This window comes from Methylobacterium sp. CM6246, from assembly GCF_054818005.1.
Window position 1 is genome coordinate 3,496,279 of sequence record NZ_JBTXKY010000001.1, and the last position, 25,439, is coordinate 3,521,717.

The window sequence follows — 25,439 nt, forward strand, 5'->3', positions numbered from 1 at the left end:
ATTTTTATTTTACATTACAATTAAAGACATAGGACACCGCAATCATTTCCGGCACCGCAAGCTCTATATCCACGCCGTATTGTGCTCTGCATAGATGCGCGCCGCGGTGTGCAGCAATCGATCAGTCGATCACGTCCGGATGCTGGCGCAAAGTACGGTCGAACATCGGCTGGGCATGAAGCCACGCCATGAACGGAGTGGCGAGGTGTTTGGCGGAGTGCGCCGCATTGGCTTCGGGAACGAGCTTCAGGGGGTGGCCCGTCGCCTCGGCCTTGAGTTGAATCTCGCAGGCCCGCTCGGCGGCCACGAACCACCAAACGGCCTCCTCGATGCTCTCCTGGCCGGCGCTGAACAGGCCGTGGTTCTGGTGAATGGCAACCTTAGTGTCGCGTCCGAACGCGGCGGCGACGCTGTGGCCGGCCCCGCGCTCCACCACCACGGCGCCAGCTTCCTCGGTGATCAGGGCCTGCCCATCACCGTAGAAGCCGCAGGCTGTCTGGGTGATCGGATCCAATCGCCGGCCCAGGGCGGCCCAAGCCATGCCGTTGATCGTGTGGCAGTGGCAGGATGCCAGGATGCCGGGGTGCGCCTCGTGGATGGCGGCGTGCAGAACAAAGCCGGCGCGGTTCACCGCACGCGCGCCCTCGATGACTCGGCCGTCGTGGTCGACGAGGAGGAGGTCCGACGCCTTGACCGCCCCGAATTCCATGGCGAACGGATTCGTCCAGTAGAGGTTCGGATCCTCCGGGTCACGGACGGTGATGTGGCCGGCGAATCCGTATTCGTAGCCCAGATCAGCAAAGAGCCTACAGGCGGCAGCCAACCGAACCTTGCGGTGTCTTCGCTCCTGCGCGGCATCATCGAACACTGGGTAGCGAGGGAAAGCCAGACCGGCTTGGTCAGGTTCGTACACCGACCGCTTGGCTGCAACATTCATTTGGCGGCTCCCTCAGTCGATCGAATGTTATTTGATATTATCTTTCGCGATCAATCAAATCAAAGGCTGGAACTGGCTGACATAATGCAGATGTTGTCTTGCTTCTGCTGCTTTCGTTCCTGGGACGTCCTCTTCCCACGTCACGTACGGGGGCGGGGTGACCCAACCGGAAGCCCCCCAGCACTCAAGTGGGCGCCCTTCACTTCAAGGCTTGCTGCGCCCGCCGATGAACGCCTGCACCGCATCCCGATGCTCGGGCGTCGCGGTGATCACCGCATAGTGCGAGGAGATCAGGTCGAGGTTGGTGCGCAGGTCGTTGCGCATCCCCTGATAGACTGCGCGCTTGATCAGGCTCAGCGTGAGCGGTGGCGCCTTGGCGATCCGACGCGCCAGCGCCTCGACCGCCGGCATCAGGGCCACATCGTCGTGAACGCCGTTGACGAGGCCGATCCGGAGTGCTTCCTCCGCATCGACGAAATCACCGGTGAAGAACAGCTCCAGCGCCTTCGCGGTGCCGACGAGTCGGGGCAGGAAGTGGGCGCCCCCGGCACCGGGCACCAGCCCGACGCGAACATAGGTCTCGGCAAAGCGGGCACTGCGCGCAGCGTAGCGCAGGTCGCACATCAGTGCGAGGTCGAGGCCCGCCCCGGTGGCCACGCCGTTCAGCGCGGCGATGACCGGCTTGTCGAGATCCTCGAGCGCCAGCGGGATGCGCTGGATCCGGCTAAAAAGTTCGTCCTTTCGCCGCTGGGGCGGCTGGTTGAGGCGCTCGCCCATTTCGACGATGTCGCCGCCGCTGCAGAAGGCCGGGCCTGCGCCGGTCACGATGACGACGCGGACCGCCTCATCCATGCGGCAGCGCTGGAGGGCCGCCGTCCAGGCCTCGATCATCGGGAAGGTGAAGGCGTTTTTCCGCTCTGGTCGGTTCAACGTGATGGTCGCCACCCCCTCGGCGACAGCGAACAGGAGGTCTTCGCCCGCACCAAGATCCTCGGTCTGGCTGGTCATGGGGCGGTCTCCAGGGGTGCGACGGCCGAGCGTTCGGCCGTCGTGGTCGTCGCTTCGGGCGCGGTCATGTCCGCGCCCAGGGCAGCGATCTCCGACGGATCGAGGCCCGCCTCGGCCAGGACCTCGGCGGTGTGCTCGCCGTGACGGGGCGCGTGGCGGCGAATCGTGAATCGGCTGCCGCTGAACGAGACCGGCCTGCGCATGGTGCGGTAGCGGCCCTCACTCGGATGCTCGGCGGTGCCGAAGAAGCCCACCGCCTTGAGGTGCGCGTCCTCCGGCAGGTCCTCTAGCCCGAGGACCGGCATGCACGGGATGCTCACCGAGTCGCAGAACGCCACCCACTCTGCCGTGGTCCTGCGCGGGGCCTCCTCCTCCACCAGCGCGTACAGGACCTCGATGTTCTCCACCCGCACGGCGAGCGGCGTGAAGCGCGGGTCGTCCACGAACTCGAGGCGGCCGGTGTGGATGAAGAAGTCGCGCCAGTTCCGGTCGGAGTAGGGCAGGATGCAGGCGTGACCGTCCTGGGTGCGGTAGGGCTTGCGCTTCGGGCTGAGCACCCGGTTGAAGCCCGGCGGCCCGAGCGGTGGCTGGAATGCGTAGCCGACCATGTGCTCGACGAAGTTGAACTCCACCATGGTCTCGAACATAGGCACTTCCACTGCCTGCCCGCCGCCGCCGGCCCGTCGCTCGTAGAGGGCCGCCAGGATCGCGCAGGCGATGGCCTGCCCCGCGATCTTGTCGCAGAGCACGGTGGGCAGGTAGCCGGGCTGGCCGGTGGCGGCGGTCTGGAGGGTGGCGAGGCCAGAGCCCGCCTGGATCAGATCGTCGTAGGCCGCTTTGTGCGCGTAGGGGCCGTCGGCCCCGAAGCCGTAGGCGCCGCAGAAGATGATCTCGGGCTTAAGCGCGCGCACGCGGTCGTAGCCGTAGCCCAGCCGCAGGATCGCGTCCGGGCGCATCGAGTGCACGAAGACGTCCGCCGTGGCGATCAGCCGGTCCAGGGCCGCGCGGGCCTCGTGCCGCTTCAGGTCGAGACGGACGCTGCGCTTGTTGCGGTTGAGGTGTAGGAAGTTGCCGCCCATCCCGGCGTTGCGGGCCGGCCGGTAGTGACGGAAGGAGTCGCCCTCCGGCGTCTCGATCTTGATTACGTCCGCCCCGAGATCGGCCAAAATGTGCGTGGCCGAGGGCCCCATGATCACGCTGGTGAGATCCACGATCCGCACGCCCGCGAGGGGACCGTCCTCTTTCGTCTCGGCGGAATGATCCAGCACGCACTAATCTCCCATCTCAACCGGCACCGGCCCGCAGCCGGACCAGCAAAGGCCATAGTGCAGCGCCGCCGCCCGCGCAGACCGCGCGCCCGATCCGTTCCTGCCACACGGCGTCGGAGCCGAACTCGTCTCGCCAGGACCACAGCCGCCGCGTCGCACGGTGCAGCGGGTGCTCCTGGGTGAAACCCATCGCTCCGTGGATCTGGTGGCAGATTGCGGCGACGTGGCCCGCCGCCTCGCCGCAGCGCGCCTTGGCCATCGCGGTGGCGAGGACGAAGCGCGCATCTCCCCAGCACGCGGCAGCGAGATCAGCCGACGCGGTCGCCGCCGCGACGTGGCCCGCGGCCTCGGCCAGCATGTGCTGGATCGCCTGAAACTTGGCGAGCGGCCGCCCGAATTGCTGCCGCTCGCGGGCGTGATCGAGGGCGGAGGCGAGGCAGGTCTCCATCGCGCCCACCAACTGCTGCGCGCGCACCCAGGCGCCGGCTGCCTCCACCGAGCCGACACCAACCTCGGCCGCCCAGTCCGGCGCTGCCCGTACCTCGTCGATGGCGGCGGTACAGCCTGTGAGGTCGAGGGCGTCGCGCGGCTCACCCGCGAGGTTGTGGCGCGTATCACGAACCGTGCCCGGCGCCGTGATCCGCACGAGGTGGCGGACGCCTGCGGCGTCGATCGCATCCGCGAGCAGGGCCGCGACCGAACCGCCCCAGGGCACCTGCGCCGCCCGCCCGTCGAGGACGAAACCGTCGGCCCGCCGCGTGATTCGAACGGGACTGCCGGCTGGGACCAAGGTGAGGGCGCCCTCCGGCGCGCCGCCGCCTGCCGCCGCCCAGAGCGCTGCGCCCGCGATGGTCTCGGGCAGCGGCAGCGGCAAGGCCGCCTGCCCACAGCGCCGAATTAGCAAGGCGGCCGTCCTGGCCTCCAAGCCGATCCCGTCGGCCGCTTCGGGCACCAGGGCCAGGGGCAGACCGCTGTCGTTAAGCGCCCTCCAGAGATCCGCGGGCCAGGCCGCGTCGTCCACGGCACCGTCGAAGGCCGCCAGCACCTGCGGCGAGAGATGCTGGGCCAGCAGCCGCTCGAATTGATCGAGGACGATGCCGGCGACCTCGTCGGCCGCCCCATCCTGTGCGTGGTTGGTCGTGTTCATCGCAAGCCCAGCCCCCGCGCGATGACCCCGCGCAGAACCTCGCGGGTGCCGCCGCGCAGGGTGAAGGAGGGCGCCCGCAGGGTTACGCCGCCGAGCGCCTCACGGAACGGCTCGCCCTGCGCGGTGAGGCTCGGCTCAACCGGCACGAGCCGCCGGGCGATCTCCGGCACCGCGCGCTCGAAGCTGTTGCCGACATCCTTCACGAGCGCCGCCTCAACGCCGGGGACGACGCCCTTGTCGAGGAGCCGGGCCACCGAGGCCGACATGCCGAGGAGCGCGGTGAGCTGCGCCACCATCCGGCCGGTCTCGACCGCCTGGAACCGGTCGGGTTCCGGCCCAATCCGGTCGACGAGTTCGACGAGCAGCCGGTAGTCCGACAGGAAGCGGTCGGGCCCCGAGCGCTCGAAAGCGAGTTCCTCCGTGACGAGCCCCCAGCCCTCGCCCTCCGCGCCGACCATCATGGCGTCCGGGACGCGGTAGTCGGTGAAGAACACCTCGTTGAACTCGTGGTGGCCTGACAGGTCGAGGATCGGTCGCACCGTGACCCCGGGAGCCGCCATGTCGATGATGAACTGGGTCAGGCCGCCGTGCCGGTCTGGTCCGGGCTCACCGGTCCGGACCAGGGCCAGCAGGTAATCGACCTGATGGGCGTTCGTCGTCCAGATCTTGGAGCCGTTGATCAACCAATCGTCGCCGTCGCGCGCCGCGCGGGTGCGCACGGCGGCGAGGTCCGAGCCCGAGTTCGGCTCGCTCATGCCGATGCCGAAGGCGCATTCGCCGCGGCAGATCCGCGGCAGGATCGCCCGCTTGGCCGCCTCGGAACCGTGCCGCAGGATCTGTGGGCCAGACTGGCGGTCGGAGATCCAGTGCGCCCCGCAGGGCGCGCCGGCCGCCAGCATCTCCTCGGTGACGACGAAGCGGACGAGGCCGGACCGCTCATGGCCACCATACGCCTCCGGCATGGTCAGGCCGATGAACCCGGCCGCCCCGGCACGTCGGCTGAAGCCGGCGTCGAAGGTCGTCCACGAGGTCCGATGTGGCACGAAGTGCCCCGCCGCCAGTTCAGCGTCGAGAAAAACCCGGACGGCCGCACGGGCCGCCTCGGCCTCGGCCGGGAGCGGTTCGGCGCTGAAGCGAAAGCTCTGCATCTCTGCTCCGTGGTCTGTCAGATCAGGGGCTCGCCCGTATGGCTCGCTCAGCTTCCGTCGCGTTCCTTGAGGCCCGGAAAGAAGAGCTCTTGCCAGTCGGTCGGCACTTTGCGCAGGAGCCCCTGCGCCGCCATCGCCTTGGCAAGGTTGACCATGTCTTTCGGGGCCACGCCGTAGACGAGGGACCCGTCGGTGAGGGTCGACTCGACCTGGGCCTGATCGATCTGCACCTGCTCTGAAGCCAGGTAGATCGCCGCCGCCCGCCTCGGGTCGCTGCGGATGAGCGAAACCGCGTCCTCGATGCCGGCGAGGATCGCCTGCGTCACCTTGGGATTGGCGTCGACGAAGCCCTGCTTGGCGTTCAGGGTCGCGGCGGTGGGGTCACCGTCGCCGATCAGACCGGTGGAGGTCATGATCGCCCGGAGCTTGGGATCCGCCCGTAGGATCTGGGTGAAGGGTGGCGTCGAGAAGTAGCCGGCGATGCCTTGTCCGGCGCGCATGGCCGCGGTGGCGTCGGGGTGGGGCAGGCTCACCATCAGAGTATCCGCCTTGGCCGGATCGCCGAGCTGCCGGGCTGCGGCCACCCGCAGCAGGATAGCCTGCGGCGAGTTGAAGGCTGGGACCGCGATTTTGTCGCCAAAGGTAAAATCCTTCAGCGCGGTAACGCCCTGCTTGCCCGTAAACAGCGTGTAGACGACTGAAGTGAGGGCGCAGAGACTCTTGATCTGCTGACGACCGCGGGTTTTGTCCCAGGCGATCAAGGCGCCGGTCGCGCCGAGTGTGCCCAGCTCGATGCTGTCGGAGAGCAGCGCGTCGTTCATCGCGGCCGAGCCACTGAAGCGGCTCAACGTAACCGACAGCCCGTCGAGGCCTGCCGCCTTGGCGCGCTTATCGAACAAACCTTCGTTCTGAGCGATCATTACCGGCAGGTAGACGAGGCCGTATTGCAGGCCGATGCGGACCGTGTTCGTCTCGGCGCGGGTCGGTCCGCTCAAAGCGGACAATAGCAGCGCCACGGAGACGAGACGCGCGGCGACGGCCGCGAGGCGGATCGGCATCGGCATTCCTCCCGAGCAGAGCCGCCCTTGGCGCGCGGTCTCAGCACGTCCGGACAGCATCACTGTCCGGCGCTCGCCCTCGAGTAGGACAGAGCCGGGATTGGTCTTCAACCGTCATCGTGGATCTGCTGAGCGATATCACATCTGTGATGGAGCGGCGGATGATTCGCACTATACGTCGTCGAGCGCGGATGCGGTGATGCATTCATGACGGCAGCTGGACCCAAGCGGCCCGTACTCCATTCACGATGATTGGACATGCCATGAGATCGCGCCGCAGACGCCATGTTCGTTCGAGTTGCGGGCGACTCAGATGATTGCCGGGCGGACAGCCTATTGGTGGGCTTCACGGTGCGCGGATATCACGTTCGAGGCCGTTCACAGCCTCCTCGCACTACCGGCCTGGAGCCGGGTATGATTGCCCCCGACCGCTTCACGCCTCGGGTAAAGACCGGAGCGGGTTCGAGCACGGACCTCTTGGTCAGGGCCGATGCAGTCGGTCCCTCCTTGGCTTTCGTGAAGTCCGCGGGCCGCGTGCTTCAGATCCTGGAGCTGTTCGACGTGCTTCAGCGCGAAGCTCGGGTCTCGGAGATTGCCGAACGCCTAGGCTTTCCGCAATCCTCAACCTCGATGCTCCTGAAGAGCCTCGCCCAACTCGGCTATCTCGATTACGACGCCGATAACCGCAGCTTCCTGCCGTCGCCGCGGGTCGCGCTGCTCGGCGCGTGGCTCGACAAGGGGCCGGTGCGCGACGGTAGTCTCGTGCGCATGCTCGAGCATCTGTCCGAGTGCACGGGCGGCACGGTGATCCTAGCGGCACGCAACACCATCTACTCGCAGTACGTCCACGTGTTGCAGGCGCAAACCGCGATGCGCTTTCACGTCCCACCCGGCACGCGCCGACTTGTGGTGTGGTCGGCAACTGGCACCGCGCTTCTCGCCGGGATCCCGGATGCCGAGATCGGCCCACTCGTACGGCGCACGAACGCGGAGGCCCCGCCCGAGCAACCCCCGATTCAAGTCGCAGCCGTCTTGGCCAACGTGGCCCGTTTGCGGCAGGACGGCCATTTCTTCTCGCATGGCCTCGTCACGTCCGGCGCCGGGTCGATCGCGGTGCCACTACCCAACCGCATCGACCGCAAGGGCCGTCCCCTCGCCGTTGCGGTCTCAGGACTGCTCGAGGAATTCGAGCGACGGGAGGCACAGATCGTCGCGATGATTCACGATGCGATCGCACGTTTCCTCGTACACATGGACTAGGACGATGGATCGGCATGTCCGCGGCCAGTCAGGGCAGGGGGCGATTGCGCCGTGGCAGCTCGTTCTGAGTGAGGCGGTGTGACGACCACTCTGTTAGCTTCAAGATCATCTGCTCCCTCCTGTGCGGCCGACAGGCTGGGGCCATCACCGACCGGACCTATCGCTCAACCTTAGGCACGTATCTCGGCCTCCTGAGCAGGGCCGGGGCACCGCCATCAAGATGGTGGTGCGAGGCACAAGACGCGGTGCGGTCCAGGGACGGTCGCGTAGTTCGGTCTGGCTCATCCACGGAAAGGCCGATTATCGTGATCTCACGCCGTCTTCTCCTAGCATGTCTGGCCCTCGCCCCGACGTCGAGCCGGGGTCAGGAGGGCGCAGCGACCAGACGTATCGTGCTTGGCACGGCAACGCCGGGGGGCTCGTTCCCCGCCTTCGGTCGCGCGCTCGTCGCAGCAGTCAACGAGGTTGATCCCGGTCTGACGATCGAGCCTCGCATCACGAAGGGCTCGACCGAGAACCTCGCACTGCTGCGGGAAGGCAAGCTCGATCTGGCCCTCGTGCAAGGCGAGTACGCTTTCGACGCGTTGAATGCTCAGCCACCTTCCGGACCCGGCCTGACCGTCGTCGCCCCGATCGACGCATCGCCCGGGTTGTTCGTGGTCCCGACGGCCAGCTCAATCCACAGCGTGGCGGACTTGCGCGGGTGCGCCGTCGCGCTCGGCACGCGCGCCTCCGGCTTTACGCTGATGGGGCGTACCGTGCTCCTGGGTTCAGGCATCGATCCCGAGCACGACATCCGCCCGATCCTTCTCGACGATGCCGGCGACGGCGCCGTTCAAGTCCGCGATGGCCGAGCGGCTGCCCTGTGGGGCGCGAGCCTCGGCTGGCCGGGCTTCAAGACCCTCGCGGACGCGCCCGGCGGCGCTCGGTTCTTCGGCCCGGCGCCGGAAGCAGTCCCGAAGATCCTCGCGCTCCGCTCGTCGCTGCGACGCCTGACCGTCCCGGCGGGCTCGTTCAAGGGACAAGACGCGGCGCTCGAGACCGTCGGCTCTTGGAGCTTCATTCTAGGCCGGCCAGGGCTCGATGACGCCTACGTCTCGCGCCTCGTGCGGGCGATCGATCAGGGGCGGAACACGCTGGCGCGCCACTATGCACAGGGACACGAGAGCGATCCGCGCAACCTGGTCTCGAACGTGCCGGCCGCGTGGCTGCATCCGGCGACCGCAATCTATCTGCGGGAGATCGGCGCCGTTCCGCAGTGAGCCCCGCGGAGCCTTCCCGGCCGCAGTCTCTCGCGTAGCACTGCGAGGACCCGGCCCTATCCAACACCTCTGACCCTCTAAAGGGCAACAGTGAGGGGGTACCGTTGCCGCGTTCCTGGTGTCGCTATGACTTAAGGCTTTGTGCTGACGCACCAGGCTCACCAACATCTTTGGCGGCCAAGTTCTTGAGATAACGATCGACTTCGGTGTGATCGGCGGCGGGTCCCAGCTGTTCTAGGGCGCGGCGGGCGAATGCGACGACGTCCTGGGAAAAGGGTGCGGGCCGCGCCAGCTCTTTGGCGAGATCAACCGCGATACCGATATCCTTGGTCATGAGCGCGAGCCCGAAACCCGAATTGTAGGCTTCCGTGATGATGAAGGGCTTGAGCTTGTTCTCAGTGGAATTGTTGCGCCCGGTGGAGACGTTGAAAATATCCGTCATCAGTTCTGGGTCGAGGCCGAACGCAGCGCCGATCTGCACCGCCTCGCAGGCGGCGATCAACCCGGCGGCAGAGACGTAGTTGTTGAGCGCCTTCATGGCATGCGCTGAACCCAAGGCGCCGGTTCGGAACATGGAGCCGCCCATCGCGTCCAGCACGCCCGTGATGCGCTCGATCACTGCCGGCTCGCCGCCTGCCATGATGGACAATGTACCGGCGACAGCTTTCTTCACACCGCCCGAGACCGGCGCATCGACGACATCGATCCCAGCCCCCGCCAGTCTCTCCCCGAGCGCCCGGGTCGAGAGTGGTGCCGAGGAGCTCATCTCGATCAAGACTGCGCCCCGGGTCATCGCGGTGCCGACCGGATCGGTGTCGTCGAGAACCACGCGGCGCACGGTATCGCCATCGGGCAACATGGTGATCACCGCCGCCGCGCCCGTCGCCGTTGCCGCGGCGGACGTACATGCCGTGCCGCCAGCGCCGACCAGGTTGTCGAGGGCCTGCTGGGCTGGATCGTAGCCGCGCACGGCGTAGCCGGCCTCGATCAACCGTACGGCCATCGGAAGTCCCATCTTACCCAGGCCGATAAACCCAAGCGTCGCGGGTGGCATGATCTTGTGGTCCGCCATCGTTCTCTCCTCCATGGATCTTCTATTCGTCAGCCGGCAGCCCGGATCGCCTCGAGTGCCCGCGTGAAGTAAGGGCGGAACAGGTCCGGGTCTTCGGACATCGGGAAATGTCCGAGGTTCGGCATTTCGTGAAAACTGCTGCCCGGCATGAGGGCCGCGAGCGCCGCACCATCGTCGGTGGTGGCCGAGTAATCGTAGGTCCCGGTGAGGAGGTGGACCGGAAGCCGGCCCGCATCGATTTGCGGCGCGACCCGGGCCCCGTCAAACTCGTCGCTGTAGAAGGCCAGATCACCGGTATAAATGCCCGGTCCACCCTGCGCGTAGATCCACGCGGCGCGCCGCCGCCACGCTTCCGGGCTGGTCGGGCTCATCAAACCGCGCACGTAGGCGCTGTTGTGCATTCCCCCTGAGACGGCCGCATGGGCGAGATAGGGGTTGCGGCGCCCCGATGAGCGCAGCGGCGCTTCCAGAGCGATGACTCCCCGCAGCAGGTCGGGGCGGTCGGCAGCGACCGTCAAGGCGATCGCCGCACCCATCGAGCAGCCGACCAGAATCGCTGGCGCCGACACAACTGTCTCCAGAAACGTCGTGACCCACGAAGCGTAGCGTACGCCGTCGAGACGATACGCGCCCCCGTCCCAATCCAGGGGTGGCAGCGATCGCCCGTGAAAGGGGCAATCGAATGCCAGGAGCTTCCAGTCCCGCGCCAATGCCACGTCCGACAGCAACGCGCCGTACTGCCGGGAATCGGCCCCGGCCGTGTGCAGGAACACCACCGGCGACCCAGAACCCGCCGCCTCGAAAAAGACCTCGCACGGTCCCTCCTGCGTGATCAGAGACACGTAGCGTCCGATCACCTGGCCCATATCCCGGGCAACGGGCTGAGGCGGCGAACCACCGCTGGTGGTCGGTGCTGCCACCAGCCGCAGGACCTCGAGCAGCCGCTCCAGGGCCGGGCGCGCCTGGGCCACCCGCAGTGGGTCGCCCGACACGATGGCGTCGGGATTTGCCAGTTGCAGGGCGGTGAAAGACTGGTGCCGCGGCGGCGGCACCCCCGCCAGGGCGGCCTCCCAAACCGCCGGCGGCGCGGTCAGAGCGACGTCGACAACGCCGCCGGCGGAATCACACCATCGCGTCGGCGTATCCGGCGCGAACACGAGGTCGACCTTCGCGTCGCCGCACGCGAGTCGGACGCGCGCGTCCAGGCCACGCGCCGACGCCCGCAACTCGGGATCGTCTAGGGCGCGGGGGAGGCGCGCTGTCAGCGTCGCGATAAAATCCAGCATCTCGGTCCCTCAGCCCGTTGCCCAGGAGGCAGCCAAACGCGTCGCCCCCTCGGCCGGATGATCATTTGTTCTGACGGCAGCCTGGAAAGGGAGATGGAACATCCGGCGCTCAGATCCCGAGATAGGCGGTTCGCACCTGCGAGTTGGTCCGCAACATCTCCGCGGTCCCCTCGATCACGATGCGACCGGCCTCCAAGACGTAGCCCCGGCTTGCGACATCGAGGGCGAGCGCCGTGTTCTGCTCCACCAAGAGGATGGCGGTTCCGCGGGCGTGTATGTCGGACAGGGCTCGGTGCAGTTCCTCGACGACGATCGGCGCGAGTCCGTGGCTCGGCTCGTCGAGAATCAGCAGACCCGGGGCGAGCATGAGCGCGCGCCCGAGGGCCACCATCTGCTGCTCGCCCCCCGACATCGAGCCAGCGCGCTGCCTGCGCCGCTCGGCGAGCCGGGGGAAGAGGGCGTAGACCGTCTCGATCCGCTCGCCGAGGCTCGGTTCCCGCCGCCGGCTGAACGCGCCGAGCCACAGATTCTCCTCGACCGTCATGTCACCGAAGACGTGACGCCCTTCGGGCACGTGGGCGATGCCGAGCGCCGGCACGGCGTGGGCCGGCATAGACATCAGGTCGGTGCCGCAAAAGCTGATGGCCCCACGTGCCCGGGGCACGAGGCGGGAGATCGCCCGCAGAAGCGTGCTTTTGCCGGCGGTATTGGCTCCGATGACGCAGACGAACTCGCCCGCGCCGACGCGCAGCGAGACGCCGTGCAAAATGTCCGCCTTGCCATAGCCCGCATGGAGGTCGCGCACGTTCAGGAGGTCGACGGCCTCACTCGGCATAGGCGCGCCCAAGATATGCGGTGACGACATCGGGGTGTCGAACGATCTCGTCTGGCGAACCCACCGCCAGCAGCCGGCCGAAGCTCAGCGCGACGATGCGGTCGCACAGCGCCATGATCGCCTTCATGTGATGCTCGACCACGATGACGGTGAGCCCGTCCGCCCGCAGCGCCCGGATCAGGTCCATCATCTCCGCCATCTCCACGGCGTTCAAAGCCGCCATGACCTCGTCGAGCAGGAGTAACTTCGGCTCGGTCGACAGGGCACGGGCGACCTCGACGCGGGCGCGTTCGGGAAACGAGAGGTCGCCCGCCCGTTTGTGCGCGATACTGGCGAGCCCGACGCGCTCTAGGCAGGCGAGCGCGCGGACGCGTGCCTCGGGCAACGGGTGGTGCAGCAAGGCGCCGATGACGACGTTGTCGAGAACGTCCGTGTCCATGAACAGCGCGACGTTTTGGAAGGTTTTGGTCAGACCGAGCCGTGCGATCCGGTGGGGTTTGAGCCCGACGAGATTCCGGCCCTCCAGCTGGATCGTCCCGGCATCCGCCCGGTGCAGGCCGACCAGTGTCGAGAACAGGGTGGTTTTCCCGGCGCCATTCGGACCGATCAGACCCAAGATCTCCCCACGCCGGACCTCAAAGCTCACATCCTGAAGCGCCTGCAGCCCGCCGAAGCGCTTGCCGACGCCGCGCAACGCCAAGATTGAGCTCATCGGCGTGCCCGGCGCGGTCACTTCGGTGCATCCACGGCCGGGACGCGCCGGGACCACCGGAAGACTGGTCCGAAGGCGACGAGTCCGTGCGGCTGAATCATGATCACCGAGATCAGGATCACGCCGTAGACGAGGTTCGACAGTCCGGCGACCTGACCCGAGAGCAGTACGTTGGCGATTTCTTCCAACGACACGATCAGGATCGCACCGAGGATCGGGCCCGCTGCCGTACCGATGCCGCCCACAATCGCGATGAGGGCGATGCGCACCGAGATCGGCGCCGCACCGAACACCGCGTCGGGATCAAAGAAGAAGTTCATTTGGGCGTAGAGCGTCCCGAGCATTGCGGTCAACGCCCCGGAAATCACGGCCGCCTGGATCTTGATACGCGCGGTGTCGACGCCGACGACCTCGGCGGCGCTCGCGTCCTCTCGCACGGCGCGGAGTCGGTAGCCGAAGGCCGAGCGGCGGATGCCGACAAACACCGCCGTCACCCCCACGAGTGCGGCGAGGTTCAAGTAGTAGAACGGGAGCGTGCCCTTGAAGCTCAGCATCCACAGTCCCGGCGCCGAATAGGGAACGGAGATGCCAACGGGGCCGCCGGTCAGGCCGGTCCAGGCGTTGGCGACGACGCGCATGACCTCCCCGAAGGCGAGGGTGGCGAGGGCGAAATAGTGGCCGCGCAGCCGCATCGTCGGGAGGCTGATCAAGGCGGCGGCGGCTCCCCCGAGGACGCCTCCGGCGAGCATCCCGAACCAGGGCGACAGACCGAAGTCGATCAGGAGTCGCGTCGAGGTGTAAGCACCGATCCCGAAGAAGGCCGCGTGCCCGAGCGAGATCTGGTTTGCGAGCCCCCCGACGATGTTCCAGCTCTGGCCCAGTGCCGCAAACAGGAACACCAGGGCGATGACGCGGATCGCGTAGCCGTCGCCGTCGAGCCCGAGCGGCACGATCAGCGCAGCCGCGAGCGCCACGGCGGGCACAAATCGCCGTGAGATCGGCGCTCCCGCTGAGGGCAGGGACGTGGCGAAAACGCTCATCGCGCCTTCCCCAGAAGACCCTCGGGGCGAACCGCTAGGACCGCGATGAACACCACGAACAGCACGAGGTTCTGAAGCTGGATCGGGAAGACGAGTCCCGAGAGCGATTGGATCACCCCGACCGCGAGGCCACCGACTACGGCGCCCGCCACGCTGCCCAGGCCACCGAGCACCACCACCGTGAACATCAAGACCGTGAACTGGCTGCCGACCGTGGGATAGACCGTCAGGTACGGCAGGATCACCGCGCCTCCGAACGCGGAGAGTCCGACACCGAGGCCGAAAGCGAGGCGACGCATCCGGTCGACGTCGATGCCCGACAACCGCGCCGCCATCGGGTCTTGGGCTGTCGCCCGCATCGCTCGACCGAACCAGCTCACCCGCAGAAACCACCACAGCCCCAGGCCACTGAGTGCGGACATCGCGAAGGCGGCGAGATAGGGCACGCTGATGAACAGCGGCCCGAGCCGGAGAGCGGCGGTTTGGTAGGGTGTCGATACCGAGCGGAAATCTGAGCCGAAGGCGAGCAGCGCGGCGTTCTCCAGAACGATCAGCAAGCCGACTGTCAGGAAGATCTGCGCGACTTCGGGCGCACGCATCACCCGACGGACCAGCCAGTGCTGCACGGCGAGGCCGAAGAGGAAGACGAGCCCGAAGGCCAGAAAGGCGCCGATCAGCGGGTCGAGCCCGAGCTTGGCCCAGGCAAACCACGCGATGAACATGCCGAGCATGAGAAATTCGGCCTGGGCAAAGTTGATGATGCCCATCACGCCGAACACCAGCGTCAGACCGATCGAGATCACGGCGTAGACGCCGCCGATCATTATCCCGTCGAGAATGGCCTGGATGAGCGCCACGTCAGGCTTTCCAGACCGGCTGAGCCTTGGCGAACCGCTCCGGCCAAACGGTGACGGGCTCCTTGCCCCGCCATTGCACCATCAACGGCTCAGCCAACGTGTTCAGACCGGCCGCATCGAATTGGACGGCCCCTCCGGTCATCACCTTGGTCCAGCCGCCATCGAAACGCGTGCCGTGTAGGGCATCGCGCAGGGAGGCCGGGTCCGACTTGCCGGCCTTCTCCAAGGCCTGCGCCAATACGTCGAGGCAGACCGCGTGCTCCAGCGCCTCGTGCACCATGAAGTAGCCATAGCGCTTGCTGAACGCGTCGGTCAGTGCAGGATCCTGGTCCCAGCTTGCGGGGCTGATCGAGAGAATGCCCTCCGCGTACTCTCCGAGACCGCTCTTGAAGTCCGGAATGACGTAGCCCGCCGCGCCGCCGATCGCCGGGATGGTCAGCCCTTGCTGGCGCATCACCCGAATGATCTGCAGGCTGTCGTTGAGGTAGGAGACCGGAAACACCGCCTGGGCACCGGATGTGCGCAGCTTATTGATCAGCGGGGTCACGTCGGTGATGCCGAGCGGGTAGCCCTCGTCCATCACGACCTGCACGCCGGCCTTCGCCGCAGCCTTGCGCAGCCCGCCCGCCTGAGATGTCCCGTAGGCGGTATCCTCGAACAGGATCGCGACCTGCTTCAGGTCGGTCCCGGCCTTTTTCGCGATCGCAAGCGTTCCATCGAACTGAGCTGCGCCAATCATGGAAGCCTTGGCGACGACCTGAAACACGCTCTTGAAGCCGCGTTCGGTGATCTGGTCCGAGAACGACATCGTCAGGAGCGGGATATCGCGTCGCTCCGTCACTTCGGAAATTGCGAGTGTCAGCGACGACGCAAATGCGCCGAGGATCGCCGAAACTCGGTTCTGGGTGATCATGCGCTGCGCGACTGTCGCGGCCTGCGTCGGCGTCGAGGTGGCATCCGCCACGACGAGTTCAATCCGAGCGCCGCCGAGGCTCTTGATACCGCCGGCCGCGTTGATCTGATCTGCAACGAGCTGGATGCCATTCCGGGAATTGACCCCGAACTGAGCATTCGCTCCGGACAGGGGCAGAATAACCCCAATGCTAACCGCTGAAGCAGCCTGCGCGCTCCGGATCAGGAAGGGCGCCGCGACCGCTCCGCCCAGCGCGCCAACCAACTGCCTCCGGTCGAGCCGCAAACGCCGATCTCCGGCGGCATTGTCCGACATTGTGGTCCTCCCAGTGGTCCGTGTTCGGCCCATCGTTGACCGGCACACTGTCAAACCGGTCGCAGCGCGTCAATCGACACTCCGTCAATCTGATTGTAAGACAGCGTGGATTGTCGACTGCAGAGGCTCGCGTCCGCGGGGTAGCACGGTGGTCACATTTGGGTTGGGGGCTTGCCTCTGGCGTTTCGCCAACACGCTGACCCACGGGGCAGACCCAGAGGCCCACGATCACACGAATTTAAGGCCCAGCCTGGCGGCTCTGTTTCAGGCGAGGAAGGGGGTTGAGAGAACGATGACCTACGAAGTCCTTGCGATCCGTTACGCCACCCATGCCAGATTTGCGCACGAAAACTTCATTTTCCCACCGGATGGCAGCCGAGACGCGCACGATACGCCAATGCCGATGGACTATTTTGTTTGGTTGCTGCGCTCCGACGAGCGAACGATCCTCGTCGATACGGGCTTTGGCGAGGCGGAAGCCCGTGCCCGGGGCCGGGTCCTGCTGCAGCACCCGAGCGATGCGCTGCGTGCGGTCGGCGTCGAGCCAGGAAGCGTCACCGACGTCATCATCACGCATTTGCACTACGACCACGCGGGCAATCTGGCGGCGTTTCCCGCGGCGAGATTTCACCTCCAGGACGCGGAGATGGCCTACGCTACCGGCCGCTGCATGTGTCACGGCCGGCTACGCAACGCTTTCGCGGTCGAAGACGTGGTTGAGATGGTCCGGCGGGTCTACGCCGGCCAGGTGCGCTTCACCAACGGCGACGCAACGCTCTTTCCCGGCGTGTCGGTGCACCTCGTCCCAGGCCACTCCCGCGGCTTGCAATGCGTGCGCGTCGAGACCGTCCGGGGCGCCGTCGTGCTGGCCTCCGACGCCGCGCACTATTACGCCAATATGGAGACCGGAAATCCTTACCCGATCGTCGTTGACGTGGCGGCGATGGCCGAGAGCTGGGCGCGCCTCCATGAACTTGCCGAAAGCGAAGCGCATATCATTCCGGGACACGATCCACTGGTGATGGCGCGCTATCCACGCCTCGACCGGCCTGACGTCGAGGCGGTTCAACTTCACGTGCCGCCATCTGCCTAGTGTTCACGGACATGCAGCCCATACCGCGCCCGTATCGGCGTGGAGGCGCCGATGGGAATGCTGCAATTCAGCGTGATTCCCCGCTGAGCGACCGGTGGCGTGAAACGATGTCATGCGAGACGAGAAATCGCTGTCGCGCCACGAGCGCGACCTCCGACTGAACCACCAATCGCATTTGTCTTATTGACATACAGTATGCGATTGCGGACTGTTCGATTGGTCTGTGATATGGAGCGGGTGTGATGGCTGAGAGCGAACAGTTCGAGAAGGGTTTGGCGGTGCGGCGCGCCGTACTCGGCGCAGAGTACGTCGATGGCGGGCTCGCCAAGGCCGACGATTTCATGATGGCGTTTCAGCGCATCACGACCGAGTGGTGCTGGGGCTACGCCTGGACGCGCGACGGCCTCGATCGGCGCACGCGCAGCATGCTCAACCTCGCGATGCTCACCGCGCTCAGCAAGCCAGCTGAGTTGAAACTTCACGTGAAGGGCGCGCTCGCCAACGGCGTCTCCGTGGAGGAAATCAAGGAAATCCTGCTTCACGCGACCGTCTATTGCGGCATCCCTGCGGGCCTCGATGCCTTCAAAGCCGCACACGAGGTGCTGAAGGCTGAGGGCGCGGTTTCGGGTGAGCCCGTCGGGCCCGCCTGATCGTGGCGGCCGTGGATGGCGCGCTTTGCGGCCATTCACGGCACATACGTCGCCTGAACATCAAGCTCCCCTCCCGGCAGGCGATCAGACCGGGGCACGCGCTCGCTCTCAGTCGCTGCCAGATGGCCCACTCAAGGGGATGTCTCGCTGCGCTCGCAGGATCCGAAGCGCTACGTCTGCAGCCCGTTGCACGTGCTCACGGCACGCAATGAATGCCTCGTTGGGATCGCGTCGCTCGATCGCCTCGACGACCCGCCGGATCTCCTTGATCGTCCAAGGCAGGCGGCCTGGATCCGACAACGACATCGCGCGCAGTTGCATATTGCGGTTCATCAGCTGCTCAAGCATGCGGGCGACATAGGCATTGCGCGCGCCCTTCAGCAGCCCTCCGTAGAACCGTTGCTTGATCGCAAGCAGGGTCTCCCGCTCTGTGTCTGGCCCACAGCGAGCGAGTTCCTCGAAGACCTCTCGCAACGCACGGCGCTCCTCGTCGGTCGCACGCAACGCGAACCCTTCACCGGCCAACGCCTCCAGTACGCTGCGTAGCTCGTAAATCTGCGAGGCTTCCTCGACGGAGAGATGCGCGACGAATGGGCCGCGGTTGGGCTGCACCGTGACCAGCCCCTCCGCCTCGAGCAGCCGGACGGCCTCTCGCACCACGCTACGACTGGCCCCCGTCAACTCGCAGAGTACGCGATCGGACAGGTGCTCTCCGGGCAGGAAGCGCCCGCTCACGATCGCCGAGCGAAGCCCCTCCTCGACCTGCCGCCGCATGGGCGTGGGGACTACCCGCAGAGTATCACTCATCAACATTCAATCCGTCACAGTGCGCTACGATGCCTGGGTGGGGAGTACGGGTCCAGGCGTGCCATCCTCTTCGACGGGCCACGGGGTCAAATATCCTTCGTTTCCAATGGCTGACACGTAGCGATTGTCTACAGGCCGCCTCACATCACAACGAGGTGTCGGATCACCTCGCCTCGGTCGAGCCGGTCGAATGCCGCGTTGATATCAATCAACGGTCCCGTGCTCGATAAAAGCCGCGTCACCGGCAAGCGACCTTGACGCCATAGGTCGATGAAGCGGGGGATATCGCGGGAGGGCACACAGCTGCCCATGTACGAGCCCTTGATGACCCTCTCCTCGCCGACGAGAGCCAGCGGCGGGATCTGGAACCGTTGGGCGGCATTCGCCAGTCCCGCCGTTGCTGTGGTGCCGCCGCGGCGAGTGACATTCAGCGCAAGATCGAAGGCCTGAACCGAGCCCGCCATCTCCACCGCATAGTGGACCCCGCCCCCCGTTAGGTCCCGGACGGCCTCGATGACGTTGGGCGCATCAGCCAGGAACACATCCGTCGCGCCGATCTCGCGCGCTACGTCAAGCTTGGCCGGCGAAAGGTCGATCGCCACGATGCGATTGGCGCCGCACGCCACCGCTCCAAGCACGGCCGAGAGTCCGACACCACCGAGTCCGACGACGGCTACGCTCTCGCCGAGGCGCACTGCGCAAGTGTTCACGACGGCGCCCACGCCCGTCATGACCGCACAACCGAACAAGGCAGCCTCGACGAGGGGGATATCTTGGCCTATCCGCACGACCGAGCGCCGTGAGACGACAGTATGCTCGCCGAAGGCCGAGACACCGCTGTGATGGTTGAGCTCGATGCCGTCGCAGTGAAATCTCCGCGCCCCGGACAGCAGCGTACCGCGCCCGTTTGCTGCATGCCCCGGTTCGCACAGTGCCCCGCGCCCCTCCGCACAGGGACCGCAGACACCGCAAGTCGGCAGGAACGACATCACCACATGATCGCCAACCGCAAGATCGTCGACGCCCGCACCGAGGCCGGCCACGACGCCTGAGGCCTCATGCCCGAGAGCCACCGGGACGGGCCGGGGGCGATCGCCGTTCATGGCCGAAAGGTCCGAATGGCACAGTCCGGCCGCTGCAACGCGCACCAGCACCTCTCCCGGCCCCGGATCGTCGAGTTCAATCTCCTCAATCGTCAAGGGCAAGGTCTGCGCATAGGGCTTCGCGCATGGCGTGGCGCGCAGAACGGCGGACCGAGATCTCACTGAACCTCTCCTCGAGCGTATTGTCATACAGTCATACAGATGGTAGGTCAGTGTGAATAGCCGGAATCGGCGCTTCTCACGGGAGGGTCACCGATGGTGGCGGAACGCCGATACTTGACGCGTCGCACTGTGCTGGCCGGGGCGTCGAGCAGTTTGTGCATGCCGGCGCTGCTCACCGGGCCGGCCTCGGCGGCGGACCCGATCAAGATAGGCGTCCTGAGCGACCTGTCCGGCTCACTGTCGGATTACAGTGGCCCGACTTGCATCATTGCGGCCCAGATGGCGGCCGAAGATTTTGGCGGCACAGTACTCGGCCGGCCGATTCAGATCATCTCAGCGGATCATCAAAATAAGGCGGATGTCGGCGCCGGCATCGCGCGGCAATGGTTCGATGTGGAGGGCGTTGGCGCAATCGCCGATCTGCCGAACTCATCCGTCGCTTTGGCCGTCCAGCACCTTGCTGCGGATCGTGGGAAGATCACGCTCTTATGCGGACCGGCGAGCGGGCAACTGATGAACGAAGGCTGCTCGAAGACAGGTTTCCTCTGGGTTCTCGATACCTACTCCAACACTGTTGGCCCCGCCCGCATCCTCATGGATCAGGGTAAGACGACGTGGTTCCTGATCGTTGCCGATTATGCCTACGGCCATCAGATGCGCGCAGATCTGACCCGGAGCGTCGAGCGTGCAGGGGGACGAGTCTTGGGGAGCGCGCAGCATCCGACCGCCTCCCCTGATTTCTCGTCCTTCCTTCTGCAGGCGCAGGGATCAGGAGCGCAGGTTATCGGGCTTCTGAATGCTGGAAGCGATACGATAAATTGCGTCAAACAGGCGAACGAATTTGGAATTACATCTCACCAGAAACTATTTCTCCCGGGGGCGGTGATCAGCGACATACACGCCCTGGGCCTCGAGCAAGCCAAAGGTCTGCTGCTCATGACCGGCTTCTATTGGGATCGCAACGACGAAAGCGGGCTTTGGGGCCAGCGCTTTTTTCAGCGGGCCAAACGCATGCCCGGCCAGATCCAGGCCGGCGTGTATTCTTCCGTGCTCCACTACCTGCGCGGCATCGCGAAAGCTGGCTCCGACGACGGCCGGGTCGTTGCAGAAACAATGCGCGCCACGCGTGTCAACGACGTGTTCGTCAGCGATGGCGAGATCAGGCCGGACGGTCGGCTGATCCACGATTTCTACACCGTCGAAGTAAAATCCCCGAAGGAGTCGGCACGCCCCTGGGATTACTACAAATTAACCGGACACATCGCCGGCGGCGACGCGATGCAGCCCCTATCCGAGACCCGCTGCCCGTATCTGAAGAGCTAGGATCTGCCTCATGCGCCTCGTCGACAAGGTCGCTCTGATTACCGGCGGCGCGAGCGGCATCGGCCGTGCGACCGCCTCGCTCTTCGCCGCGGAGGGAGCAGCTGTCGTCATCGCAGACCGCGATGGCGCGGCAGCCGAACGGGCAGCACGGGATATCGGAGATCGCGCCACCGCCGTTGAGATGGACGTGTCGCGTGCAGCCGAGGTAACGGCGGGGGTCGCAGCGGCAGTCGCACGCCACGGTCGGATCGATATTCTCGTCAACAACGCAGGATACGGGGCACGTGGTTCGGTCGTCGAAACCGAGGAGGAAGCCTGGGACGCATTGATGGCCACCAATCTGAAGGGTGTCTATCTGTGCGCCAGGACGGTCATCCCGCTGATGGAAAAACAGGGCGGCGGAGTCATCGTCAACACCGGCTCGTATACCGCGAGCGCGGCCATTCGCGACCGCGCCGCCTACGTCGCTTCGAAGGGTGGCGTGGTCGCCCTTTCCAGGGCCATGGCGCTCGACCACATCGATCAGAACATCCGGGTGAATTGCATCGCCCCGGGGACGATCTTCTCGCCGTACTTCGACAAGATGCTAGCCGCTGCGCCAGATCCGGCGGCGATGCAGCGTGAGTTGGACGGGCGAGCACCGATCGGACGCATGGGACGGCCGGACGAGATCGCCAGGGCCATTCTCTTCCTCGCCTCCGACGATTCCGCGTTCGTCGTCGGCAGCGTGCTCACAGCCGATGGCGGAACGACCGCCTGGTAGGCTGTTTTGCAGATGGTCGCCGGGATTCGGCGCCAAATCAGCGGAGGTCGTTTGACAGTGACTCAAACTCACCGCTCGACTTGGTGCCGAGTGAGGGCTCAATCGCAAAAATATCGCACCGGCGCCTGACGAAAACTTGGGCGAGCAAGGCCCGTCAGACAAATACAGCTGTCCCCCGCGCGTCCGCCGGAGACCGGCTTTGGCCAGACCTCGGGTTCCAGAGTCGAAGGTTCCAAGAGCGAGAGGGCGACGGTGATGCCGGCATCGGTGGGCATCAGCCTAGCTCTCGCCGCCACGCCGCCACGCCGCCACGCCGCCCCCCACGACGGATCGAGGGCACTTATGATTTACGCCAAATATATACCGTCATCGCCAATATCATGATCTGCACCCTAGAGAATGTGCGCGATCCGTCAGCGCGCGGCAGGCATTAGGACTTGCCCCATGCTTTGTCAGCTGTAAGGCTATCCAAAATACAAACCGCGCGACGACGCGGAATCACATCGGGAGGCGTCGATGAAAGCCCACATTTTAAGCACGCTTGCCTGTGCGCTCGCCCTGGTCGCGCCGGCGGCAGCGCAGAGCCCGATCGTCATTAAATTCAGCCACGTCGTGACGACAGACACGCCCAAGGGTCAGGGTGCGGAGCGTTTCAAGCAACTCGCCGAAGAGCGGACCAAGGGTGCGGTCAAGGTCGAGATCTACCCGAACAGCACGCTTTATAAAGACAAGGAAGAGGTCGAGATGCTTCAACTCGGCGCCGTGCAGATGCTGGCGCCGTCCACGAGCAAATTCGGGCCGCTCGGCGTCAAGGAATTTGAGGCCTTCGATCTCCCCTACATCTTTCCAAACGAGCAGGTGCTGCGGAAGGTACAGGATGGTCCCATCGGCCAAGGCCTGTTCAAGAAGCTGGAGTCCAAGGGCATCAAGGGCCTCGGCTACTGGGACAACGGTTTCAAGATCCTGACGTCCAACAGGCCGATGCACGGGCCGGAAGATGTGAAAGGCCTGAAGTTTCGCATCCAGTCCTCGAAGGTGCTCGAGGCGCAGTTCAAGGCGGTCGGCGCGCTGCCGCAGGTGCTGGCGTTCTCAGAACTCTACCAGGCGCTCCAGACCGGCGTGGTCGACGGCCAGGAAAATCCGCCGTCCAACATCACCACGCAGAAGGTCAACGAGGTGCAGAAACACGCGACCCTGACCTATCACGGCTACGTCGGCTACGCGGTGATCGTGAACAAGGGCTTCTGGGACGGATTGCCCGCCGACATCCGCACGACGCTCGAGGGCGCGATCAAGGATGCGACGGACTACGAGCACCAGATCGCCGACAAGCAGAACGAGAAGGCGCTCGCTGACATCCGCTCCACCGGTAAGACTGAGGTCTACACCCCGACCGAGGCCGAGAACGCCGCGTGGCGCAAGGCTTTGAACCCCGTCCAGAAGGAGATGGCCTCGCGCGTCGGCAAGGACTTGGTCGCGGCCCTGAACAAGGAAGCCGAGGGCGCGCCGAACAACTGATCCGATAATCCGCTATTGGGTCTCGACACCATGATCCTCAAGATTCTCGATCGGCTCGAAGAATTACTGATCGGCACGCTGATGGCGGCAGCCACGGTCATCACCTTCGCCACCGTGGTGCATCGCTTCCTCTCGGGCATCCCAGCGTTGCAAGACTATACCGACCGGCTCGACTTCGGTTGGTCGCAGGAATTGTGCATCTACATGTTCATCTGGGTCGCCAAGTTCGGGGCGGCCTACGGCGTGCGCACCGGCATTCACGTCGGCGTGGACGTGCTGGTCAACCGCCTGCCACCGCGCGCGCGTCGCACCATGGTTCTCGTCAGCCTTGGAGCAGGCGCGCTGTTTACCGGCATTGTCGGAACGCTTGGGACCAACTTCGTCTGGCGCATTGGCCACACCGAGCAAACCACGCCGGACATGGAGATCCCGGTCTGGATCGTCTACCTCGCGATCCCGCTCGGCTCCTACCTGATGTGCTTCCGCTTCCTGCAAGTAGCCTGGACCTTCTACAGGACGGGACACCTGCCAGCGCGCGATCACGCCCATGTCGACGGCGTCGAAACCGTCGAGGGCGTCGACCCGATCCAGTTGGCGCGCGAGGGAGGCCCGGCATGAGTGGACTGATCATCTTCGGGCTGCTCATCGCCCTGATGCTCACCGGCATGCCGATCTCGATCGCGCTCGGCCTGACGGTGCTAACATTCCTGTTCACCCTGACCCAGGTGCCAATCGAGAGCGTTGCGCTCAAGCTGTTCACCGGGATCGAAAACTTCTCGATCATGGCGATCCCGTTCTTCATCCTGGCCGGCAATTTCCTGGCTCATGGCGGCGTCGCCAAGCGGATGATCAACTTCACCACGTCGCTCGTCGGCCACTGGCCAGGGGGACTGGGCCTCGCGGGCGTCGTTGCCTGCGCCCTCTTTGCCGCCGTCTCAGGGTCGAGTGTCGCCACGGTGGTCGCCATCGGATCGATCATCCTGCCGGCGATGGTGGCCGAGGGCTATCCAAAGCGCTTCGGCGCCGGCGTGATCACCACCTCGGGCGCGCTCGGCATCCTCGTGCCGCCCTCGATCATCCTTGTGCTCTACGGGGTGTCGACGAACTCTTCGATCGGCAACCTGTTCCTGGCCGGGGTGATGCCGGGCATCGTGCTCTCGGCGATGCTGGCTGCCGTCACCTTCATCATTGCCAAGAAGCGCGGCTATCCCCGGATGCCGAAAGCGTCTTGGATGGAGCGCCTGCGCGCCTTCCGGGAGAGTGCCTGGGGCCTGTTCCTCGTGGTGATGGTGATCGGTGGCATCTACGCCGGCATCTTCACGCCGACTGAGGCGGCGGCCACAGCCGCCGTATACGCCTTCGTCATCTCAGTGTTCGTCTACCGGGACCTGAAACTTTCCGACGTGCCGCGCGTGTTGCTGGCCTCGGCCAACATGAGCGCGATGCTGCTGTACATCATCACCAACGCGGTGCTGTTCTCGTTTCTGATGACATCGGAGAACATCCCACAGACGATGGCGGCGTGGCTCATCGCGATGAACTTCAGCCCGCTGGTCTTCCTGCTTGTCGTCAACATCATCCTGCTCATCGCCGGCAACGTGATGGAGCCGTCCTCGATCCTGCTGATCATGGCGCCGATCCTGTTCCCGATCGCGATCAAGCTCGGCATCGATCCGATTCACTTCGGGATCATCATGGCGGTGAACATGGAGGTCGGCCTGTGCCACCCACCGGTCGGGCTCAACCTCTACGTCGCGAGCGGTATCGCCCATATGGGCATCTCCGAACTCACCGTCGCCGTGATGCCGTGGCTGCTGACCATGTTGGCTTTCCTCGTCCTCGTGACCTACTGGCCGGGCCTGTCGCTGTGGCTGCCCAGGGCGCTGGGGGCGATATGAGGAG

Annotated in this window: 24 protein-coding genes; 9 read left to right on the forward strand and 15 right to left on the reverse strand. The window is 65.6% G+C overall.

Translation table 11 applies throughout. The features are described from left to right. Window positions 1-121: 121 nt before the first annotated feature. The 6 genes from ACYQPG_RS17195 to ACYQPG_RS17220 all read right to left on the reverse strand — a co-directional run bounded on the left by ACYQPG_RS17195 (window position 122) and on the right by ACYQPG_RS17220 (window position 6,566). Window positions 122-937: a class II aldolase/adducin family protein gene (locus tag ACYQPG_RS17195; RefSeq protein ID WP_092044898.1), complete on the reverse strand. Its 816-nt coding sequence runs from the start codon at window positions 935-937 to the stop codon at window positions 122-124. 204 nt (window positions 938-1,141) lie between these two features. Next, window positions 1,142-1,945: an enoyl-CoA hydratase/isomerase family protein gene (locus ACYQPG_RS17200; protein WP_461231322.1), complete on the reverse strand. Its 804-nt coding sequence runs from the start codon at window positions 1,943-1,945 to the stop codon at window positions 1,142-1,144. Next, window positions 1,942-3,213, reverse strand: coding sequence for a CaiB/BaiF CoA transferase family protein (locus tag ACYQPG_RS17205; protein WP_461231323.1), 1,272 nt, complete (start codon window positions 3,211-3,213; stop codon window positions 1,942-1,944). Before ACYQPG_RS17205 ends, ACYQPG_RS17200 begins: the two co-directional genes overlap by 4 nt. A 16-nt stretch (window positions 3,214-3,229) precedes the next feature. Further along, window positions 3,230-4,360 (reverse strand): acyl-CoA dehydrogenase family protein, encoded by a 1,131-nt coding sequence (locus tag ACYQPG_RS17210; RefSeq protein ID WP_461231324.1) that lies wholly within the window; start codon window positions 4,358-4,360, stop codon window positions 3,230-3,232. Next, window positions 4,357-5,508 (reverse strand): acyl-CoA dehydrogenase family protein, encoded by a 1,152-nt coding sequence (locus tag ACYQPG_RS17215; RefSeq protein ID WP_092044892.1) that lies wholly within the window; start codon window positions 5,506-5,508, stop codon window positions 4,357-4,359. Before ACYQPG_RS17215 ends, ACYQPG_RS17210 begins: the two co-directional genes overlap by 4 nt. A gap of 47 nt (window positions 5,509-5,555) precedes the next feature. Beyond that, window positions 5,556-6,566: an ABC transporter substrate-binding protein gene (locus tag ACYQPG_RS17220; RefSeq protein WP_461231325.1), complete on the reverse strand. Its 1,011-nt coding sequence runs from the start codon at window positions 6,564-6,566 to the stop codon at window positions 5,556-5,558. Window positions 6,567-6,980: 414 nt separating this feature from the next. On the opposite strand from ACYQPG_RS17220, the gene ACYQPG_RS17225 reads away from it, so the two are divergent. Together ACYQPG_RS17225 and ACYQPG_RS17230 are read left to right on the forward strand one after the other, a co-directional pair. Beyond that, the gene (locus ACYQPG_RS17225) at window positions 6,981-7,826 is read left to right on the forward strand and encodes an IclR family transcriptional regulator (RefSeq protein WP_461231326.1); all 846 of its coding nucleotides are present in this window, start codon (window positions 6,981-6,983) and stop codon (window positions 7,824-7,826) included. 305 nt (window positions 7,827-8,131) lie between these two features. After that, window positions 8,132-9,088 (forward strand): TAXI family TRAP transporter solute-binding subunit, encoded by a 957-nt coding sequence (locus tag ACYQPG_RS17230; protein WP_461231327.1) that lies wholly within the window; start codon window positions 8,132-8,134, stop codon window positions 9,086-9,088. A gap of 124 nt (window positions 9,089-9,212) precedes the next feature. Here the strand turns inward: ACYQPG_RS17230 and ACYQPG_RS17235 are convergent, their stop codons facing one another. The 7 genes from ACYQPG_RS17235 to ACYQPG_RS17265 form a co-directional block, all read right to left on the reverse strand. Then, on the reverse strand, window positions 9,213-10,160 hold the full coding sequence (locus tag ACYQPG_RS17235; protein WP_461231328.1) for an NAD(P)-dependent oxidoreductase: 948 nt from the start codon (window positions 10,158-10,160) through the stop codon (window positions 9,213-9,215). A 29-nt stretch (window positions 10,161-10,189) separates the two neighbouring features. Continuing rightward, entirely contained in the window at window positions 10,190-11,446 is a 1,257-nt protein-coding gene (locus ACYQPG_RS17240) for an alpha/beta fold hydrolase (RefSeq protein WP_461231329.1), read from the reverse strand. A gap of 109 nt (window positions 11,447-11,555) precedes the next feature. After that, window positions 11,556-12,281 (reverse strand): ABC transporter ATP-binding protein, encoded by a 726-nt coding sequence (locus tag ACYQPG_RS17245; RefSeq protein ID WP_461231330.1) that lies wholly within the window; start codon window positions 12,279-12,281, stop codon window positions 11,556-11,558. Continuing rightward, window positions 12,271-12,993, reverse strand: a complete 723-nt coding sequence (locus ACYQPG_RS17250; RefSeq protein ID WP_461231331.1) for an ABC transporter ATP-binding protein — start codon at window positions 12,991-12,993, stop codon at window positions 12,271-12,273. Before ACYQPG_RS17250 ends, ACYQPG_RS17245 begins: the two co-directional genes overlap by 11 nt. Before the next feature lie 17 nt (window positions 12,994-13,010). After that, the gene (locus ACYQPG_RS17255; RefSeq protein WP_461231332.1) at window positions 13,011-14,033 is read right to left on the reverse strand and encodes a branched-chain amino acid ABC transporter permease; all 1,023 of its coding nucleotides are present in this window, start codon (window positions 14,031-14,033) and stop codon (window positions 13,011-13,013) included. After that, a complete protein-coding gene (locus tag ACYQPG_RS17260; protein WP_461231333.1) occupies window positions 14,030-14,890 on the reverse strand; it encodes a branched-chain amino acid ABC transporter permease in 861 nt (286 codons plus the stop codon). The genes ACYQPG_RS17255 and ACYQPG_RS17260 overlap by 4 nt, the downstream gene beginning before the upstream one ends. A gap of 1 nt (window position 14,891) precedes the next feature. Beyond that, on the reverse strand, window positions 14,892-16,118 hold the full coding sequence (locus ACYQPG_RS17265) for an ABC transporter substrate-binding protein (RefSeq protein WP_461231334.1): 1,227 nt from the start codon (window positions 16,116-16,118) through the stop codon (window positions 14,892-14,894). Window positions 16,119-16,410: 292 nt separating this feature from the next. Here ACYQPG_RS17265 and ACYQPG_RS17270 point away from each other — a divergent pair, with 292 nt between their 5' ends. Both ACYQPG_RS17270 and ACYQPG_RS17275 read left to right on the forward strand, forming a co-directional pair. Then, on the forward strand, window positions 16,411-17,211 hold the full coding sequence (locus ACYQPG_RS17270) for an N-acyl homoserine lactonase family protein (RefSeq protein WP_461231335.1): 801 nt from the start codon (window positions 16,411-16,413) through the stop codon (window positions 17,209-17,211). A gap of 242 nt (window positions 17,212-17,453) precedes the next feature. Beyond that, on the forward strand, window positions 17,454-17,861 hold the full coding sequence (locus ACYQPG_RS17275) for a carboxymuconolactone decarboxylase family protein (protein ID WP_147852812.1): 408 nt from the start codon (window positions 17,454-17,456) through the stop codon (window positions 17,859-17,861). 108 nt (window positions 17,862-17,969) lie between these two features. Here ACYQPG_RS17275 and ACYQPG_RS17280 read toward each other — a convergent pair whose 3' ends face one another. Both ACYQPG_RS17280 and ACYQPG_RS17285 read right to left on the reverse strand, forming a co-directional pair. Next, on the reverse strand, window positions 17,970-18,668 hold the full coding sequence (locus ACYQPG_RS17280) for a GntR family transcriptional regulator (protein WP_210247776.1): 699 nt from the start codon (window positions 18,666-18,668) through the stop codon (window positions 17,970-17,972). Window positions 18,669-18,808: 140 nt separating this feature from the next. Next, complete coding sequence (locus ACYQPG_RS17285) at window positions 18,809-19,933, reverse strand: zinc-dependent alcohol dehydrogenase family protein (RefSeq protein WP_461231336.1); 1,125 nt, start codon at window positions 19,931-19,933, stop codon at window positions 18,809-18,811. Between the two features lie 159 nt (window positions 19,934-20,092). Here ACYQPG_RS17285 and ACYQPG_RS17290 point away from each other — a divergent pair, with 159 nt between their 5' ends. The 5 genes from ACYQPG_RS17290 to ACYQPG_RS17310 all read left to right on the forward strand — a co-directional run bounded on the left by ACYQPG_RS17290 (window position 20,093) and on the right by ACYQPG_RS17310 (window position 25,435). Then, a complete protein-coding gene (locus tag ACYQPG_RS17290; protein WP_461231337.1) occupies window positions 20,093-21,256 on the forward strand; it encodes an ABC transporter substrate-binding protein in 1,164 nt (387 codons plus the stop codon). 10 nt (window positions 21,257-21,266) lie between these two features. Next, window positions 21,267-22,019 carry an SDR family oxidoreductase gene (locus tag ACYQPG_RS17295; RefSeq protein WP_147852808.1) on the forward strand — a complete coding sequence of 251 codons (753 nt, stop codon included), beginning with the start codon at window positions 21,267-21,269 and terminating at the stop codon, window positions 22,017-22,019. 516 nt (window positions 22,020-22,535) lie between these two features. Further along, on the forward strand, window positions 22,536-23,537 hold the full coding sequence (locus ACYQPG_RS17300) for a TRAP transporter substrate-binding protein (protein ID WP_461231338.1): 1,002 nt from the start codon (window positions 22,536-22,538) through the stop codon (window positions 23,535-23,537). A gap of 30 nt (window positions 23,538-23,567) precedes the next feature. Continuing rightward, window positions 23,568-24,155, forward strand: a complete 588-nt coding sequence (locus ACYQPG_RS17305; protein WP_147852822.1) for a TRAP transporter small permease — start codon at window positions 23,568-23,570, stop codon at window positions 24,153-24,155. Further along, complete coding sequence (locus ACYQPG_RS17310) at window positions 24,152-25,435, forward strand: TRAP transporter large permease (protein WP_147852806.1); 1,284 nt, start codon at window positions 24,152-24,154, stop codon at window positions 25,433-25,435. Before ACYQPG_RS17305 ends, ACYQPG_RS17310 begins: the two co-directional genes overlap by 4 nt. Window positions 25,436-25,439 lie beyond the last annotated feature (4 nt).

Coding starts and splice junctions, on each gene's coding strand:
- ACYQPG_RS17195 (WP_092044898.1), bottom strand. CDS start 937: ATGAATGTTGCAGCCAAGCGGTCGGTGTACGAACCTGACCAAGCCGGT.
- ACYQPG_RS17200 (WP_461231322.1), bottom strand. CDS start 1,945: ATGACCAGCCAGACCGAGGATCTTGGTGCGGGCGAAGACCTCCTGTTC.
- ACYQPG_RS17210 (WP_461231324.1), bottom strand. CDS start 4,360: ATGAACACGACCAACCACGCACAGGATGGGGCGGCCGACGAGGTCGCC.
- ACYQPG_RS17215 (WP_092044892.1), bottom strand. CDS start 5,508: ATGCAGAGCTTTCGCTTCAGCGCCGAACCGCTCCCGGCCGAGGCCGAG.
- ACYQPG_RS17220 (WP_461231325.1), bottom strand. CDS start 6,566: ATGCCGATCCGCCTCGCGGCCGTCGCCGCGCGTCTCGTCTCCGTGGCG.
- ACYQPG_RS17225 (WP_461231326.1), top strand. CDS start 6,981: ATGATTGCCCCCGACCGCTTCACGCCTCGGGTAAAGACCGGAGCGGGT.
- ACYQPG_RS17235 (WP_461231328.1), bottom strand. CDS start 10,160: ATGGCGGACCACAAGATCATGCCACCCGCGACGCTTGGGTTTATCGGC.
- ACYQPG_RS17240 (WP_461231329.1), bottom strand. CDS start 11,446: ATGCTGGATTTTATCGCGACGCTGACAGCGCGCCTCCCCCGCGCCCTA.
- ACYQPG_RS17245 (WP_461231330.1), bottom strand. CDS start 12,281: ATGCCGAGTGAGGCCGTCGACCTCCTGAACGTGCGCGACCTCCATGCG.
- ACYQPG_RS17250 (WP_461231331.1), bottom strand. CDS start 12,993: ATGAGCTCAATCTTGGCGTTGCGCGGCGTCGGCAAGCGCTTCGGCGGG.
- ACYQPG_RS17255 (WP_461231332.1), bottom strand. CDS start 14,033: ATGAGCGTTTTCGCCACGTCCCTGCCCTCAGCGGGAGCGCCGATCTCA.
- ACYQPG_RS17265 (WP_461231334.1), bottom strand. CDS start 16,118: ATGTCGGACAATGCCGCCGGAGATCGGCGTTTGCGGCTCGACCGGAGG.
- ACYQPG_RS17270 (WP_461231335.1), top strand. CDS start 16,411: ATGACCTACGAAGTCCTTGCGATCCGTTACGCCACCCATGCCAGATTT.
- ACYQPG_RS17275 (WP_147852812.1), top strand. CDS start 17,454: ATGGCTGAGAGCGAACAGTTCGAGAAGGGTTTGGCGGTGCGGCGCGCC.
- ACYQPG_RS17280 (WP_210247776.1), bottom strand. CDS start 18,668: ATGAGTGATACTCTGCGGGTAGTCCCCACGCCCATGCGGCGGCAGGTC.
- ACYQPG_RS17290 (WP_461231337.1), top strand. CDS start 20,093: ATGCCGGCGCTGCTCACCGGGCCGGCCTCGGCGGCGGACCCGATCAAG.
- ACYQPG_RS17295 (WP_147852808.1), top strand. CDS start 21,267: ATGCGCCTCGTCGACAAGGTCGCTCTGATTACCGGCGGCGCGAGCGGC.
- ACYQPG_RS17300 (WP_461231338.1), top strand. CDS start 22,536: ATGAAAGCCCACATTTTAAGCACGCTTGCCTGTGCGCTCGCCCTGGTC.
- ACYQPG_RS17305 (WP_147852822.1), top strand. CDS start 23,568: ATGATCCTCAAGATTCTCGATCGGCTCGAAGAATTACTGATCGGCACG.
- ACYQPG_RS17310 (WP_147852806.1), top strand. CDS start 24,152: ATGAGTGGACTGATCATCTTCGGGCTGCTCATCGCCCTGATGCTCACC.